A 16108-nucleotide genomic window follows, 5' to 3' on the forward strand; every position below is an offset into this window, starting at 1 on the left:
AAACCTGTTTGGGCTGATGTAAGTCTGTCTAAATAGGTTTTTATATGTTTTTTAAAAGAGTTACAATTTCCGAAAAACAAGGTCTTTTATCTACTGTGGGGTGGCAACACACAGTAATAAGTGCTTCCCAAGCAGTGCGTTTTTCAGGGGGCATTGTGTTTGTAGAGGTCAATTGCAATATGTCTTCTACCAAGCAACCAAAAGCACGGACTTCTACACGCTCTATAAATTTTGAAAGAGAAGAGCGAACATCGTAAAAAGAAGCAGCTCCAAAATCTCCTAAAATTGCTTTTCCAGAAGGATGGATTAAAATATTGTGTGCATACAAATCTCCATGCTGTATGCCTTTTTTATGCAAATGAGCAGCTACAGAAGCAATCCCTTGGCAAATGTGTAACAACTCTCTAGAGGAAAAAGAGGTACCTTTATCAAACGTATCTCTTGTACAAGTAGCTAAACTAGGGGGATTTCCTAAGTTGTTGCATTCAGCAGGAATCAATTCCATCACCAAACCTTTTTGTTGTTCTGGATGGTGTTTTAGCTGCCCAATTACAGGAATCAAATTGAGATGAAGTCCTGTGGCTATAGAAACTTTCATTTCATCTTCTGGTAAACCATCCGTGGTAACCGTTCCCTTAAATAGTTTAATGGCTACTTCTGTAGATTTACTTTTCCATAAAGCTTTATAAATTACTCCAGATGCTCCTTCTCCCAGCAAAGTATTCAATTCAAAATCTTGCCAATGATAACTAGCTAAATTATGTAATTGTTCAGGTTGATGTGTTGCTGGATTTCCACTAAAAGCAATCCAAGCTAGTTTAGGGAGTTGAAACAACCACAAAGGAAATTTCTGTAATTGATTGCAAGAAATTCGTAGCAACTCTAAATTTTTGCAATTAGCCATTGCCTCAGGAAGTTCTAGAAGTTGATTGCCAGCCAATCCACATTTTTGTAGCAAAGAACAAGTCCCAATACTATTGGGTAAGTAAGTAATTTTATTATCAGTTAAAATCAGCCAACGCAATTTTTTAGGAAACACATGTTCTGGAATTTCCTTAATTTGATTCGATCGAAATCCTACCATGCTCAATTCTGGACAATCTGCCAATTCACTCGGAAATTTCTGAAATTTGTTGCGTGCAAAAAACACAATTTTTAAGTGTTTAAAGTCGCTCATATTCTTGGGTAGCTCTGACAGATTGTTGTCAGACAAATCCAATATTTCTAGACTGTTTGCTAGCGTAAAAAGTTCTTGAGGAAATTCCGACAGGCCACAAGCTAACTTTACTTTTTTGCTTCCTAGTAATGCTCCAGATTTTAAGGCTTCTAAGGTATGTAACATGCTATGGGAATTAAAAAATTAACGTTTGATTTGTTTTTACAATAGTACTATCGTCTTTACAGTTTTCTAACAACTGAGATAAAGATGTTTTTAATGTAGGATGGTAATGGTTGGGGGCAATTTCTAACAAAGGAATCAAAACAAATCTTCGATCTTGCATTCTGGGGTGTGGAATTTCTAATTTTTTTGTTTGAATGATTTCATCGTTAAAAAAAATGATGTCTATATCCAAAGGTCTAGCAGTATATCCTGTGGTTTGGTGATTTCTAACTCTTCCTAATTCTTGTTCAATTTTTAAAAGTTCATCAATCAGATCTTTAGCAAGTAGCGTGGTGTTAACCGATAAAGCAATGTTGTAAAAATCCTCACTTTTAAATCCCCAAGGAGGAGTTTGGTATACCGAAGAAACGTGTGTAATTTGTCCTATCTTGTTTATTTTTTGCAAGGCATTGTTCAGGTTTTCTACCTTATTTCCTTGGTTGGTTCCTAGCGATAAAAGTGCTGTATTCATCCTTGTAATGCAATAAAAAGGCAAAGAAAAGGTTTATATTTGTTTTGAATAAAAAATTGAAGCATGAATTTCTTAAAAAACGTTTTAGCCTCTTTAGTAGCCATCTGTTTGGCCCTTGTTATTTTTGTAACCATAGGAGTTGCCATTGCTATGGTTGCCTCTAAAGACGCTATAAAAGAAGTAAAGCCCAATTCGGTGCTAGAAATAGACCTTTCGGGTGAGTTGAATGATTACGCTCCTACAGCGCTAAACCCTGTAGCAGAAGCATTGGGCTTAGAAAATCAAACCTACGGATTTAACCAAATAAGCAAAGCTATAGAGAGTGCCATTTACGATGATAAAATTAAGGGGATTAGCCTAACCAATATTCCTGAAAATATAGGCTGGGCACAGTTAACAGCTCTTAGAGCTATGTTAGAAGATTTTAAAAAGAGTGGGAAATTTATTTACGCCTATGAGGATGTGTATTCTCAAAAAAAATACTATTTGTATACTGTAGCAGATCAGTTATTTATTTCTCCATTGGGTTATGTAGAGCTTAAGGGATTGCACTCTGAAGTTATGTTTTTTAAAGACTTTCAAGAAAAATACGGAGTAAAGATGGAAGTGGTAAGGCACGGAAAATACAAAAGTGCAGTAGAGCCTTTTTTAGCAAACGAAATGAGCGATGCCAACAGAGAACAAATTACAGCTTTAATTACAGGTTTGTGGCAACAGGTAGCAAATGAAATCAATTCGTCTCGTAATTTTGATGTCAATGCTGCTGTAATGAATTTGTACGGACAGTCTGCCACCTCAGCCAAAGAACACGGTTTGGTAGATGCTATTTTGTATCCAGATGCTTATGAGAAGCTGATGCAACAAAAACTAGGAACAGAAGCATTAGAGAAAGTAAAAATGAACGACTATTTAGCTCAAGTTACTTTGTTAGAGATGCTTCCTAAAACTCAGAAAATTGCCGTAATTTATGCACAGGGAGAAATTATTTACGGCAAAGGAGATTTAAAAACCATTGGTCAAGAAAAAATGATCAAAGCATTTAAGAAAGCAACAGAAGATAACAATGTAAAAGCAATTGTGCTTAGGATAAATTCTCCTGGAGGTAGTGCTTTAGCTTCCGATTTAATTTGGAATGCTGTACAAATGGCCAAAGAAAAAAAGCCAGTGGTGGTTTCTATGGGGAATTTAGCTGCTTCAGGAGGTTATTACATTGCTTGTGGTGCCAACAAAATTTTTGCAGAACCTACAACCATTACAGGATCTATTGGTGTTTTTGGAGTTTTGCCCAATGCAGCCAAACTAACACAGGATATAGGAATTCATACAGAAGTTGTAAGCACGCACGATAACGGAATTCACTACAGTCCTTTTCATCCTGTAGACAAAAGGTTTAAGGGAGTTGTAAAAAATAGCATAGAACACATTTACGATACTTTTGTTACTCGTGTTTCTGAGGGAAGAAAGATGACCAAACAACAAGTCAATCAAATTGCGCAAGGAAGAGTGTGGACAGGTAGCAAAGCATTAGAAATAGGTTTGGTTGATGAGTTAGGAAGTTTAGAAGATGCTATTATTTATGCATCAGAACAAGTAGCATTGCAAGATTTTTCGATAGAAGAATATCCTAAATACGACTTAGATTTAAAAGAAATGTTAGGTTTTTCTCCTTTGCTACAGACAAAATTTGGGTGGAATGCTTTTTTGCCTAAAAAAGTATCTAGCAAAGCTACAATTTTGCAAAGAGTGCTAGAAGAGCCATCTGCACAAACACGTATTCCTTTTGAATTGATGGTAGAGTAGAACTTTAACAGAAACAAAAAATAGATAAGTGAAAGTTGATTTTACTTATCTATTTTGATGGTTTCTCCTTCTTGTTTAAAGTTGCTTCCTAGGTAAGAGCCTTTAAATTGATATGATTTTTCTTTAATCCCTGTAATTTTTACAACAAACGGAATGCTGTCCAGTTTACTTTTGGGATTTACCTTTCTTAGCTCGTATTCAAAATCAGATTTCCAGTAAATGGAAAACGTATCTACTTGATTTTTATAAAACTCTATTTGTAACATTTCAGTTCTGTAAAAAGTAGAGCTATCTTTTCTTTTGCCTAAATAGGTTTTAAAATGTCCTTCTTTAAAATAAGAAACATCTGTTTTGTTTCCAGAAACGCAAGAAGTCAAAACAGATGCTACTATGATATAAATAAGATGTTTCATGTAATTAAATACCTGTATAATTGCTAGGAGTAATGGCTTTTAATTCTGTTTTAATGTCGTCAGAAACTTCTAACGTATCAATAAAACTAGCAATCGTTGCTCCTGTAATTTTTTCGTTTACACGGGTTAGCCCTTTTAACGTTTCGTATGGGTTTGGATAGGCCTCTCTACGTAAAATAGTTTGAATAGCTTCGGCAACCACTGCCCAATTATTTTCTAAGTCTTTGGCAAAAGCATCGGTGTTAATTAACAGTTTGTTCAACCCTTTTAATGTAGATGCAAATCCAATTAATGTATGTCCAAAAGGAACCCCAATATTTCTTAATACGGTAGAATCTGTTAAATCGCGTTGCAATCTAGATACTGGTAATTTTACAGACAAGTGTTCAAAAATTGCATTGGCAATTCCTAAGTTTCCTTCAGAGTTTTCAAAATCAATAGGATTTACTTTATGAGGCATTGCTGAAGATCCTACTTCTCCTTTTTTGATTTTTTGCTTAAAGTAATCGTTAGAAACATAAGTCCAAATATCTCTATCCAAATCAATCAAGATGGTGTTGATGCGTTTGGCAGCATCAAAAATAGCAGCCATATGATCGTAGTGTTCTATTTGTGTGGTTGGAAAAGAATGATGCAGGCCTAAAATATTTTCAACAAAATCAGTACCAAAAGACTTCCAATCAATTGTTGGGTAAGCAACATGATGTGCGTTAAAATTTCCTGTAGCTCCCCCAAATTTTGCTGCATGTGGTATTTGTTGTAACAATGTTAATTGTTGTTCAATACGCTCTACAAACACTTTAATTTCTTTTCCTAAACGTGTAGGAGATGCCGGTTGACCATGGGTTCTAGCCAACATAGATATGTCTTTCCATTCTGTAGCTAGTTCATTTAACTTGTCTACTACTAAAGACAATTCTTTAAAGTAAACTTGGTTAAACATGTCTTTAATAGACAAAGGAATGGCAGTGTTGTTAATGTCCTGAGAAGTAAGACCAAAGTGAATAAACTCTTTATATGTTTGTAATTCTAAGGCATCAAACTTTTCTTTAATAAAGTATTCTACCGCTTTTACATCGTGGTTGGTTACTTTTTCTATATCTTTTATTTTCTGAGCATCATCACTAGAAAAATCTTGATAAATAGCTCTTAAGTCATCGTACAAAGAAGTATTAAAATCTTCTAACTGAGGTAAAGGAATTTCGCACAAAGCTATAAAGTATTCAATTTCTACCTTTACTCTGTATTTTATCAATGCTTCTTCGGAGTAGTAAGCGGCTAATGAAGCTACTTTACTACGGTACCTTCCATCAATAGGAGAAATCGCATTTAAATTGGATAAACTCATCTTATTTATTTTGATTAAAGTGCAAAAGTACATCAAAATAAGAAAAGTAAAAAGATGTTTTTTTTATACTTTAGACTTTGTACTTTTAAGCCAAACAAAATTGCAATAAAACACTGAGATTTACGAATCAAACAGTGGCAATCTACCAAATTATTTATTGATGAAATTTGTTCCTTTTTTAATTTTTTCACTCTTATTTACAACTTCTTTATCCGCTCAAAAAAAAGAAATCAATCAAACAGACAACCAAGGAAATAGACACGGTTATTGGGAAAAAAGATATCCTTCTGGAAGAATTCGCTATACGGGGGCTTTTCAGCACGGAAAAGAAGTAGGAACGTTTCTTTTTTATGAAAATAAAATTGCCAACAATTATCCAGCAATTAAAAAGGTGTTTTCTGAAACTTCAACGTTGGCACAGGTTACTTTTTATGATTTTTATGGTCGTGTACAAAGCAAAGGTACATTAAACGAAAAAAATCGCGAAGGAGTTTGGGAGTTTTACAGCAGAAAAGGGAATGTAATTTTGGTAGAGAATTATAAAAACAATCAACTGCATGGAAAACGAACTGTTTATTTTGATTCGGGAGTAGTTGCCGAAGAAGCCTATTATAAAAATGGAGTTAAGGATGGAATGATGATCCGATATAGCCAACAAGGAAATAAGTTGTTAGAAATGACTTTTGTAGACGGAATTTTACATGGTCGTGCCAATTTTTACGAAGCTAATGGAAATCTAAAAGAATCGGGATTGTATTACAAAGATTATAAAGTAGGAAGGTGGGATTATTATATTGATGGAGAGTATATGGGGTACAAAGAGCCTAACTTAAAAAGAGACAAGCCTTCGGATGAACATATTTTAAAAAGCATAGCAGATAAAAATCAACCTGATAGACCAGAATATGCCAAACTAACCGATGAGCAAATTTTAAGAAATATAAGGGCAAAGCAAATGCTAAAACAGCCAGATTATGCCAAACTAACCGATGAACAAATTTTAGCAAACATTGCAGCTAAAAAGCAAGAAGTACAACGTTACGAGAAATTAACCGATGCAGAAATTTTGGATAACATTCGTGCCAAGCAAGAAATCGCCAATCAAGCACCGAGCTATGCTAAGTTGAGTGATGAAGAGATTTTGGCCAATATAAAAGCGAAACAAGAAACAGGAGAACTACCTTATGCACAGCTTACAGACCAAGAAATACTAGAAAATATTAGAAAAAAGCAGCCTGAAGCTGAAAAACAGTACGCAAAAATGTCAGACGATCAGATTCTTGCAAACATTCAGGCCAAAAGGAATGAGGTTATAGAATACGAACGTTTAACAGATGAAGAGATTTTAGCAAATATTAGAGCCAAGCAACAGGTTGAAGAAAACGAACCTGACTACGAAAAAATGACGGATGAGGAAATTTTGGCAAGTATAAAAGCCAAACGTATTAAAGCAACCCAACCTAAATACGACAAACCTACGGATGATCAAATTCTAAGAAATATGTCTTCTAAGATGGATCAGCTAATCGAAGAGAAAAAAATAGAAGATGCTGAGATTTTAGAAAACATCAGAAAGAAAAATCAAGCAAAGAACAAAAAGAAAAAAGGGATAAAGAAAATAACAGATCAGGAAATACTAGAAAACATTGATCGTAAAAAAGAAAAACCTAAAAAGGAAGTTCAGAAATTGTCTGATGAAGAAATTTTAAAAAATATTGAAGCTAGAGAGAAGAAAAGTAAAAAGAAGCTTTATTAACGCTTGTTAATTCCAAAAGGTGAACAATTCTGCTCTTAATTTTTTGTCGTATCTTTGTGCACTTAAATTTTTTTGAATATGAAACGAGTAGTCGTTGGACTTTCAGGAGGCGTAGACAGTAGTGTAGCAGCATATTTGTTGCAACAACAAGGATATGAAGTAATAGGATTGTTTATGAAAAATTGGCACGATGATTCCGTGACCATTTCTAATGAGTGTCCTTGGTTAGAAGATAGTAATGATGCCATGTTGGTAGCAGAAAAATTGGGCATTCCTTTTCAAGTAGTTGATTTAAGCGAAGAATACAAAGAACGTATTGTAAATTATATGTTTTATGAATACGAGCGAGGACGAACTCCCAACCCTGATGTACTTTGCAACCGAGAAATAAAGTTTGATGTGTTTATGAAAATAGCACTAGATTTAGGAGCAGATTTTGTAGCAACAGGACATTATTGCCGTAGAACCGTAACAAGTGATGATAATGGTAAAGAAGTATATCAACTGAAAGCTGGGGTTGATATCCATAAAGATCAATCGTATTTTTTATGTCAATTGTCTCAAGAACAACTGGCTAAAGCTTTGTTTCCTATAGGAGAATTAACCAAACCCGAAGTAAGAGAAATTGCCAAAGAATTAGATTTAGTAACTGCAGAGAAAAAAGATTCTCAGGGACTTTGTTTTATTGGAAAAGTACGATTGCCAGAATTTTTACAACAAAAGCTACAACCCAAAGAAGGGGTAATTGTACAAGTTCCAAAAGACTACAACGCCTATCAACAAGAAGTTCCTGTATTTAAAAATAAAGAAGCAGAACTGGCTTTTTATGCTCAAAAGTACGAGTATAGCATTGATAGTGGAAAAACCGTTGCCAAGCATCAAGGGGCTCACTATTTTACCAAAGGTCAGCGAAAAGGATTGGCTGTAGGGGGAACCCAAGAGCCATTGTTTGTAATAGAAACCGATGTTGAAGAAAATATAATTTATGCAGGAGAAGGTAAACAACATCCTGGTTTGTATAGAAAAGTATTGTTTGTGGCCAATGAAGAATTGCATTGGGTAAGAAAAGATTTGGCTTTAAATATTGGGCAAACCTTAGAAGTGTCCGCTAGAATTCGTTACCGTCAACCTTTAGAAAAAGCCACTTTATACCAAGTAGCTAACGGAATGTATGTTGCTTTTAACAATCCACAATCAGCCATACAAGAAGGGCAATTTGTAGCTTGGTATGCCAAGGAAGAATTGTTAGGTTCTGGCGTGATTGCTTAAAATATAAAAAATGAAGTATTTTGCTGTGCTTTTGTTGTTCATTTCCTATCAGCTAAAAGCACAGGAACATGCTTGGATTTTTTTTAAAGACAAACCACAAGCAAAGTATTATTTGCAAAATCCTTTGCAAATGCTTTCTCAAAAAGCTTTGGATCGTAGAACTGAGCAGCAAATAGCTTTAGACCTAAGTGATGTCCCCGTAGCACTTAACTATCTACAAACCCTAAAAAGAGAAACCGAATTACAAGTATACGGAGCTTCTAAATGGAGAAATGCAGTGCATGTAGTAGGAACAGAAGAACAAGTGCTAAAGACATTAAGTCTTCCTTTTGTAGCTAGAGTACAGTTTGCCAATCGTTCTTTAGAACGTACAAATTTAAGTATAGATATTCCCGAAAGTACAGATGCTCAGCAAATACAGCAAGCAGACTCTACCGCCAAGTTTTATGGCAATACAACATCTCAAAATTCGATATTACACTTAGATGAACTCCATAAAAAAGGGTATTTGGGAGCAGGTATAGATATTGCTGTTTTTGACGAAGGGTTTTACGGAGTTCGTAAGGTTTCGGTATTTTCTCATTTGTTGGATGGAAACTTAGAAAATGGAGAAATTAAAAACACATACAATTTTGTGAATCAAACAACGGATGTATATCAAGAAATAGGCAGAACTCACGGATTACACGTATTATCTACCTTAGCAGCATATAAGAAAGATTTTTTGATAGGAACTGCACCCAACGCTAATTATCACTTATTTGTTACCGAAGATTACCAAGGGTTAGACCATCCGTTAGAAGAATTTTATTGGGTACAAGCTGCTGAAAAAGCAGATAGTTTAGGGGTATCAATCATAAATAGTTCTTTGGGATATACACAGTTTGCAGAAGCTAAATACAACTATACTTATGCAGATTTAAATGGGACTACAGCCTTTGTAACAATCGGAGCAGCTATAGCAGCATCTAAAGGAATTTTAGTCGTAAATGCTGTGGGAAATTTAGGAAATAAATCATGGAAGTACTTGGCTGCACCTGCAGATGCTCCTAATATTCTTGCTGTTGGTGCAGTAGATGTGCATAAGCAAATTGCAAGCTTTTCTTCTTACGGACCTACTGCAGATGAACGTGTAAAACCAGAAACTTTGGCACAAGGAGTTGCGGTTAAAGTAGTGAATACAGACAACCAAATTGTGGAACAGAGTGGAACATCATTTTCTTGTCCTATCATAGCAGGTATTGCAGCTTGTTTGTGGCAGGCATTTTCGTTTAAAACCAACTTGGAAATTAGAGAGATGATCATTCAGAATTCTCAATGGGTACATCAACCTAGAGCACAAGAAGGATATGGTGTGCTAGATCTTAAAGGAATTACTATTCCCGAAAAAAAACAGTTTCCATTCCAGTTTTTTTGGTCTCTTCAACAAGTAGAAGTTTTGTTTGATGTTGATTTTAAGGGATTTGTTTGGGTTGATGTTTTTAGCATTACAGGAAAAAAGCTTATCCATTGGAAATGTTCACCAGATCAAAACATACAGTCATTTAAGCAATTGGCTAGCGGAATTTATGTGGTAAAGTACAGATATCAGCAGCAAACAGAAATCAGAAGAATACAAGTGGGAAACTGAGGATAAACACACAGAGAATGCAACAGAATAGAATAACAAAATTATTAGGGATACAATACGCTATTGTTCAAGGAGGAATGGTTTGGGTAAGTGGTCACAAACTGGTAACTGCTGTAAGCAATGCAGGAGGCTTGGGCTTGTTAGGGGCGGGGTCTATGTATCCAGAAGTCTTTAGAGAACATATAAAAAAATGTCAGCAAAATACAGACAAACCTTTTGGGGTTAATATTCCGTTAATGTATCCTCAAGTAGAAGAGTTGATGCAAATTGTACTAGAAGAGGGAGTGAAAATTGTATTCACTTCGGCAGGAAATCCAAAATTATGGACAGCTAAATTACAAGCTCATGGAATAATAGTGGTGCATGTAGTAAGTAGTGTTAAGTTTGCGTTAAAAGCACAAGAAGCAGGAGTGAATGCTGTTGTTGCCGAAGGATTTGAAGCGGGTGGGCACAACGGAAGAGAAGAAACCACAACGTTTACACTTATTCCAATGCTAAAAGAACACCTTAAAATTCCGCTAATAGCCGCTGGAGGAATTGCAACGGGGAGAGGCGTTTTAGCTGCAGAAGTTTTAGGGGCAGATGGAGTACAAATAGGAAGTCGTTTTGCGGTGAGTAAAGAGTCTTCAGCTCATCAAAATTTTAAAGAATTAATGACAGAGTTGCAAGATGGCAGCACACAGTTAACGTTTAAAGAACTGGCTCCTGTAAGAATTGTAAAAAATGAATATTATCAAAAATTGTTGGCATTGTACCAAACACATCCTAGTATAGAAACTCTAAAAGCTTTTTACGATGCAGCTAAATTAAAAACGGGTATTTTTGAAGGAAAAGTTGCAGACGGAAAATTAGAAATAGGACAAATAGTAGGGCTTTTACATCAAATTGATGATGTAAAAACTATCATGAAAAATTTAATTGAAGAATACCAAACGGTAAAACAAAACTTATCACATGACAAATAATGATGTTTTTAGAAGATTAAAATACGCTTTTAACTATACTCCACAAGATATGATCTCTTTTTTTAATCAAGTGGGACTTACAATAACTCCTGAACAAATAACAACTTATTTAGCAAAAGATACTTCTGAAAAAGAGAATACATCTTTAGATGACGAACAGTTTGCCAATTTTTTAAACGGAATGATTGTTCACTACCGTGGAAAAAAAGAGGGAATAGTGCCTGTAGCCGAGCAAAAATTAAATAACAATATTGTTTTTAGAAAATTAAGAATAGCCCTAAACCTAAAAGATACTGATATTTTAGCCTTGCTTAAATTGGCAGGTTTTAATTTTGGAAAATCAGAACTTTCGGCTTTTTTTAGAAAACCAGGACATCATCATTATAAAAAGTGTCAAGATCAAGTATTGCGTAATTTTTTAAATGGCTTGTACCTAAAAAATAATCCAGATAAAAAATAAATAAGTGTCTTTTTTAAAGGACGAATCATTAAAAAAAACAGCTTCTTTAGAATTAGAAGCTGTTTTATATAAGAAGAATAGACAAATTATAACAAGTCGTTGGCTAAATTGGCCAATTCAGAACGTTCTCCTTTTTCTAATTTTATATGAGCAAAAAGTTCATGTCCTTTTAATTTGTCAATCAAATAAGTTAAACCGTTACTATGTTCGTCCATATAGGGAGTATCAATTTGATTGATGTCTCCCGTAAAAATAATTTTGGTTCCTTCTCCGGCACGTGTAATAATGGTTTTTACTTCGTGTGGTGTTAGGTTCTGAGATTCGTCTACAATCATAATTACATTTGCCAAGCTACGACCTCTAATAAAAGCCAAAGCGGTAAGGACCAGTTCTTCATTTTCTTCCATTTCATCCAAAGCTTTTCTTTTTCTAGAGTCTGCTTTGTATTGCGATTTGATGAACTTTAGGTTGTCAAATAAAGGTTGCATATAGGGAGATATTTTTTCTTCGGCACCTCCAGGCAAAAAACCAATGTCACGGTTGCTAAGCGGTATAATAGGTCTGGCTAAAATAATTTGGTTGTATAAGTTTTTTTGTTCTAATGCAGTTGCCAATGCCAAAAGTGTTTTCCCTGTTCCTGCAATTCCTTGTAAAGCAATTAATTTAATATCCTGATTAAGTAGTGCATCAATCGCAAAAGTTTGTTCTGCATTTTTGGGTTTAATTCCGTAGGCATAACTTTTTTCTACTCGTTCTATCTTTTTGGTTTCGGAATTGTATCGAGCCAATACAGAGTCTTGGCTGTTGTTAAGAATATAATACCCGTTTGCCATTTTTTGATCGCCTAAAATGCCATTTTCATCAATAGCATTGTTTTGATACAACTCACGAATTACGTCCGATTCTAAATCATCTAGATTGATAGAGCCTTTGGAAACTTTTTTAATATCAACAACTTTTCCTGTTTTGTAATCTTCAGCTTTTAGCTGTAATGCCTTTGCTTTGATCCTTAAGTTGATGTCTTTGGTGACTAAGGTTACTTTGGTTTCAGGAAATTCTTCTTTCATCAGCAAAGCTGTGTCAATAATTTTATGGTCGTTTTTACCGGTTCCATAAGCATCTTTGGCACTTTTGTCTTTAGGATTGTTGTTCATGGCTATAAACAAATCTCCCTTTTCTTTTCCTAAAGAAATCCATTCGTTTAAATTTTTGTTGTCTGATATTTTATCTAAAAAACGTATGACAGATCGGGCTTCAAAGTTTTTGGTATCATTTCCTATTTTAAAATTGTCTAACTCTTCTAAAACTGTTATGGGAATTACAACATTGTTATCTTCAAAATTTTTAATGGAGTTGTGGTCAAAAAGTAATACAGAAGTATCTAAGACAAATATTTTTTTAGGATGTTTTATTGTCATATTAAGGTGTTTTAGTGTACTTAAATGTAGCAATCTTTTTTATGGGAAACAACGGAATCTAGTAACTAAGACCTATTAATTGGTGCTGTTTTTTAATAGGTTTTTACTAAGTTTTTGATAATGAGTGAATCATGTATGTGTGGTTGTTTTAATTTTTACAAAAAAGCCGATGTATTATTAAAAACATCGGCTTGGTACTTTTTTAATTTAAGTCATTACTCCACTGACTGAGCTCAAAGGCATTGATCCAAATTCCTTTATCTTCTTTTCCATCATAATTAATAATCACATCGTTTGTCCCATCGGATGTAAATACAATTTCAGCCGTCTCGGATGCCTTGTACTGTCTGTTTTTCCCTTCGCTTATTTTTGTATGCGCGTTTTGTTCTTGTCCTTTTACTGTAATATCAATCTGTTTTTCGTAAGGCAATTTGTATATTTTTTGTGATTTGAGTTTGTTTGTATTCGAATCCATCAAATCTGAATTGGTTCTTGGAGCATGATGCCAAGTGGTGAGCTTGTAGGTTCCTTTTGCTAAATGTTGAAAGACCAAATTGACTCCTTGTTTGTCGATAGCAATTACACCATCACCATAAGCAAAACCATATTTACCAATCACATTCATTTCACCCAGCCAACGAATAATTCCCTTGTTACTTGCAGTTTTTATTGATACAGAGGCATAGCTAAAGTTTTTAAATACATAGGTTGATTGTTGGTTTTGGTCTGTGCCGTTCCAGTAGTTCCATCCAAACTGTGTTAACTGATCTGGAGCTCCCAAATCTACTCTCTCTGTATCAAAATCATAAATTGCCTGAGCATTTTTAGCAATTTCATTAGCTGTATAAGAAGTAATCCAAGTAGTAGCTTTGGCAGATTTTAGTCCTTTACAGCTTGCTTTTACGGTTAGTTTTCCTGTTTCTTTTCCTGCTCGTATCAAGGCAGGTGCTACACCGTACTCTGTAAACATAGGGTTGGCATTAATGTCTGTAGCATCTCCTATGATTTGAGCGTCTTTGTTAACGCTAAAATGTATTTTTTTATCAAAATTAGAAACTACCATTCCGTTTTTATCTACAACTGTGGCATAGGCAAGTACTATATCACTCTGATCGGCTTCAAAGGTTCTGTTGGCATCGTCTATACGGAGCTGAATGGCATAGGGTTTTCCCACAGTCTGTTTGGTTTTACTAAGTATATTTCCGTTGTTAAAGTAAGCACGTGCTTCTATTTTACCTTTTTGATATGGAATGTTTTTAAAATGAAAAGGAGCATGCTGTAGCCCGTTGTATATAGTGTCTTTGCTTGGTTGCTGTTTGGCTACGCTTTTTCCGTTTACAAACAGTTCTACTGTTTTGGCATTGCTATACACAGTTATTTGGTTGGTTTTGGGTTGCCAGTTCTCCAGAATTTTAACAAAAGGTTCTTTTTTTAATTCTGTTTTGTACCAATCCAGTTCTGGGCGAGGTTGCCTAAAAATAGTCATCATACCGCTACGTGTTCGGTCTATAGAATCGTTGGCTTTGGCATGAGTTGGATGAAAAGTATAATAGGCGTGAGCAGTCCAAGAAATTAATCCAGTCATTTTTGGGTCTCTAAAATAAGGTCCCAAAGCTTCGGCACCGTGTCTCCCTTCCATAGCAAACATTGGTTCGGATCGGTCCCAAATAAAGGGTCCGTAAAGCATGTTTGCATTGATATCTGTAAGTCCAGAACTTTGCCATCCTGTCCATCTAGCTCCCTGAGATGCCGTTAAACGAGTAGGGTCTTCTTGTTTGATAGTATTATGTATTCTAGGAACATAGCCTCTGTGATTGATTCCGGCACCCCACATGACTACTGACGGATGATTTCTGTGATTTCTAACCAATACACGAGCCGCTTGTTCTAAATGATCCCACCATTCTTTTTTTTGCGAGATAGAAATCCAAGTAGGAGCTTCCTCATAAACTAAAATTCCCAATTCGTCACAGGCATCTAAAATGGTGTTGTCATGAGGGTAATGTGCGGTCCTTAAAATGTTAAAACCATATTCTTTAAACTGTAATACATCTTTGTAATGTAACGAGTTGGGTACTGCATCGCCTATATAAGGAAAATGTTGATGACGGTTGGCACCAATCAATTTGATAGGTTGATCGTTGAGTAAAAAACCTCTTTCTGGATCTAATTCAAATTTTCGTAGTCCTATTTTGTTTTCTACAAAATCTACGGCTTTTCCATCGACCCATATAACGCTATTTACCCTATATAAATAAGGGTTGATGGTATTCCAAAAGTGAACATTGTCTTCAATGCTTCCTATTTGATTGAATTGGAAAGACTGTTTCTTATCTATAGTTTGTGTATTCTCCAAACGCAAAACCACCAGTCCTTTTTTGTCTATAATTCGTGTTTTGATAGTGCAGTTTACTGGGGTGTTACGCTCGTTTTTAATCGATGTTTTAATATTGATCGTTGCATTTTTATTTACCACATCTATGGTAGGTGTGGTAATGTTTACTCCTGTATCCATGGCTTCCCAGTTAAAAGTAACGTGTACTGGATCGGTTTCTACCAAATAAACATCGCGATATAGTCCGCTAAATTTTACATAATCAAATGGACCTGGATCTGGCGGAATAACATCACTTCGTCGGTTATCTGCCAATACAGTGATTTGGTTATTTTGTCCTTTGTGAACATATGGTGTAATATCAAAATGAAAAGGAGAATAACCTCCAATGGCTGAAGTTCCTACATGCACTCCATTTACCCATACATCTGTTTTTTGATGTACGCCCTCGAATTCTAAAAACACCTTTTTTTGGTGGTTTTTTACGGGAATTGTTTTTCGATACCAACCTACATTTCTATGAAAAATTAGCTGAGTTTTTTCGTCTTGTAAACCGTCTAAGGTTAAAGAGGTCAGTTTTAAGGTATGAGGAATGCTAACATTTTCCCAATTTGTATCATCTAGATTGGGTAAATAGTTTTTGGCATCGGGTTGGCCTAATAAAAACTTCCATCCAGTTTTTAGGTTTATTTTTGTTCGCTCTGTTGCTGGAAAACCTTTAGGGAGTTCTTGCGAATATATTCTAAAGCCACATAAAAAGCAGAAAAGTATTAGTGAAAAATGTTTCATGAAATTTGTTTTTCACGAAACTACAACATCGTTTAAAAAAGTACTATCACAAATGATTTGTTTAGGATAAGA

At 35.0% G+C, this 16108-nt stretch carries 12 protein-coding genes; 6 read left to right on the forward strand and 6 right to left on the reverse strand.

Annotated elements, in window-relative coordinates; all coding sequences use genetic code 11:
- Positions 1–40: 40 nt before the first annotated feature.
- Complete coding sequence (locus FS85_RS0104535; protein ID WP_010134880.1) at positions 41–1342, reverse strand: leucine-rich repeat-containing protein kinase family protein; 1302 nt, start codon at positions 1340–1342, stop codon at positions 41–43.
- A gap of 10 nt (positions 1343–1352) precedes the next feature.
- On the reverse strand, positions 1353–1853 hold the full coding sequence (gene folK / locus FS85_RS15110) for a 2-amino-4-hydroxy-6-hydroxymethyldihydropteridine diphosphokinase (RefSeq protein ID WP_010134882.1): 501 nt from the start codon (positions 1851–1853) through the stop codon (positions 1353–1355).
- Positions 1854–1916: 63 nt separating this feature from the next.
- Here folK and sppA point away from each other — a divergent pair, with 63 nt between their 5' ends.
- Positions 1917–3653 carry a signal peptide peptidase SppA gene (sppA, locus tag FS85_RS0104545; protein WP_010134884.1) on the forward strand — a complete coding sequence of 579 codons (1737 nt, stop codon included), beginning with the start codon at positions 1917–1919 and terminating at the stop codon, positions 3651–3653.
- Between the two features lie 41 nt (positions 3654–3694).
- Here sppA and FS85_RS0104550 read toward each other — a convergent pair whose 3' ends face one another.
- Both FS85_RS0104550 and purB read right to left on the reverse strand, forming a co-directional pair.
- Positions 3695–4066: a hypothetical protein gene (locus tag FS85_RS0104550; RefSeq protein ID WP_010134886.1), complete on the reverse strand. Its 372-nt coding sequence runs from the start codon at positions 4064–4066 to the stop codon at positions 3695–3697.
- A gap of 4 nt (positions 4067–4070) precedes the next feature.
- Entirely contained in the window at positions 4071–5414 is a 1344-nt protein-coding gene (gene purB, locus FS85_RS0104555) for an adenylosuccinate lyase (protein ID WP_010134888.1), read from the reverse strand.
- Positions 5415–5574: 160 nt separating this feature from the next.
- Between purB and FS85_RS16065 the strand changes: the two genes are divergently transcribed.
- From FS85_RS16065 to FS85_RS0104580, 5 genes are all read left to right on the forward strand, one after another.
- Entirely contained in the window at positions 5575–7170 is a 1596-nt protein-coding gene (locus FS85_RS16065) for a toxin-antitoxin system YwqK family antitoxin (protein ID WP_010134890.1), read from the forward strand.
- Between the two features lie 78 nt (positions 7171–7248).
- Complete coding sequence (mnmA, locus tag FS85_RS0104565; RefSeq protein ID WP_010134892.1) at positions 7249–8439, forward strand: tRNA 2-thiouridine(34) synthase MnmA; 1191 nt, start codon at positions 7249–7251, stop codon at positions 8437–8439.
- A gap of 10 nt (positions 8440–8449) precedes the next feature.
- Positions 8450–10069, forward strand: a complete 1620-nt coding sequence (locus FS85_RS0104570; RefSeq protein WP_010134893.1) for a S8 family peptidase — start codon at positions 8450–8452, stop codon at positions 10067–10069.
- Between the two features lie 17 nt (positions 10070–10086).
- The gene (locus FS85_RS0104575; RefSeq protein WP_010134894.1) at positions 10087–11034 is read left to right on the forward strand and encodes an NAD(P)H-dependent flavin oxidoreductase; all 948 of its coding nucleotides are present in this window, start codon (positions 10087–10089) and stop codon (positions 11032–11034) included.
- The gene (locus FS85_RS0104580) at positions 11024–11494 is read left to right on the forward strand and encodes a YehS family protein (RefSeq protein ID WP_010134895.1); all 471 of its coding nucleotides are present in this window, start codon (positions 11024–11026) and stop codon (positions 11492–11494) included. The genes FS85_RS0104575 and FS85_RS0104580 overlap by 11 nt, the downstream gene beginning before the upstream one ends.
- Before the next feature lie 86 nt (positions 11495–11580).
- Here FS85_RS0104580 and FS85_RS0104585 read toward each other — a convergent pair whose 3' ends face one another.
- Entirely contained in the window at positions 11581–12912 is a 1332-nt protein-coding gene (locus FS85_RS0104585; protein ID WP_010134896.1) for a PhoH family protein, read from the reverse strand.
- 202 nt (positions 12913–13114) lie between these two features.
- On the reverse strand, positions 13115–16036 hold the full coding sequence (locus FS85_RS0104590; RefSeq protein ID WP_010134897.1) for a glycoside hydrolase family 2 protein: 2922 nt from the start codon (positions 16034–16036) through the stop codon (positions 13115–13117).
- Positions 16037–16108 lie beyond the last annotated feature (72 nt).

The sequence above is a fragment of the Ochrovirga pacifica genome, assembly GCF_000220525.1.
Taxonomy (GTDB): domain Bacteria; phylum Bacteroidota; class Bacteroidia; order Flavobacteriales; family Flavobacteriaceae; genus Ochrovirga; species Ochrovirga pacifica.

Bases quoted from the DNA above. Each gene is read 5' to 3' on its own strand.
- FS85_RS0104535 (WP_010134880.1), bottom strand. From the start codon at position 1,342: ATGTTACATACCTTAGAAGCCTTAAAATCTGGAGCATTACTAGGAAGC.
- FS85_RS0104580 (WP_010134895.1), top strand. From the start codon at position 11,024: ATGACAAATAATGATGTTTTTAGAAGATTAAAATACGCTTTTAACTAT.
- FS85_RS0104575 (WP_010134894.1), top strand. From the start codon at position 10,087: ATGCAACAGAATAGAATAACAAAATTATTAGGGATACAATACGCTATT.
- FS85_RS0104570 (WP_010134893.1), top strand. From the start codon at position 8,450: ATGAAGTATTTTGCTGTGCTTTTGTTGTTCATTTCCTATCAGCTAAAA.
- sppA (WP_010134884.1), top strand. From the start codon at position 1,917: ATGAATTTCTTAAAAAACGTTTTAGCCTCTTTAGTAGCCATCTGTTTG.
- FS85_RS0104585 (WP_010134896.1), bottom strand. From the start codon at position 12,912: ATGACAATAAAACATCCTAAAAAAATATTTGTCTTAGATACTTCTGTA.
- FS85_RS0104550 (WP_010134886.1), bottom strand. From the start codon at position 4,066: ATGAAACATCTTATTTATATCATAGTAGCATCTGTTTTGACTTCTTGC.
- folK (WP_010134882.1), bottom strand. From the start codon at position 1,853: ATGAATACAGCACTTTTATCGCTAGGAACCAACCAAGGAAATAAGGTA.
- purB (WP_010134888.1), bottom strand. From the start codon at position 5,414: ATGAGTTTATCCAATTTAAATGCGATTTCTCCTATTGATGGAAGGTAC.
- FS85_RS0104590 (WP_010134897.1), bottom strand. From the start codon at position 16,036: ATGAAACATTTTTCACTAATACTTTTCTGCTTTTTATGTGGCTTTAGA.
- mnmA (WP_010134892.1), top strand. From the start codon at position 7,249: ATGAAACGAGTAGTCGTTGGACTTTCAGGAGGCGTAGACAGTAGTGTA.
- FS85_RS16065 (WP_010134890.1), top strand. From the start codon at position 5,575: ATGAAATTTGTTCCTTTTTTAATTTTTTCACTCTTATTTACAACTTCT.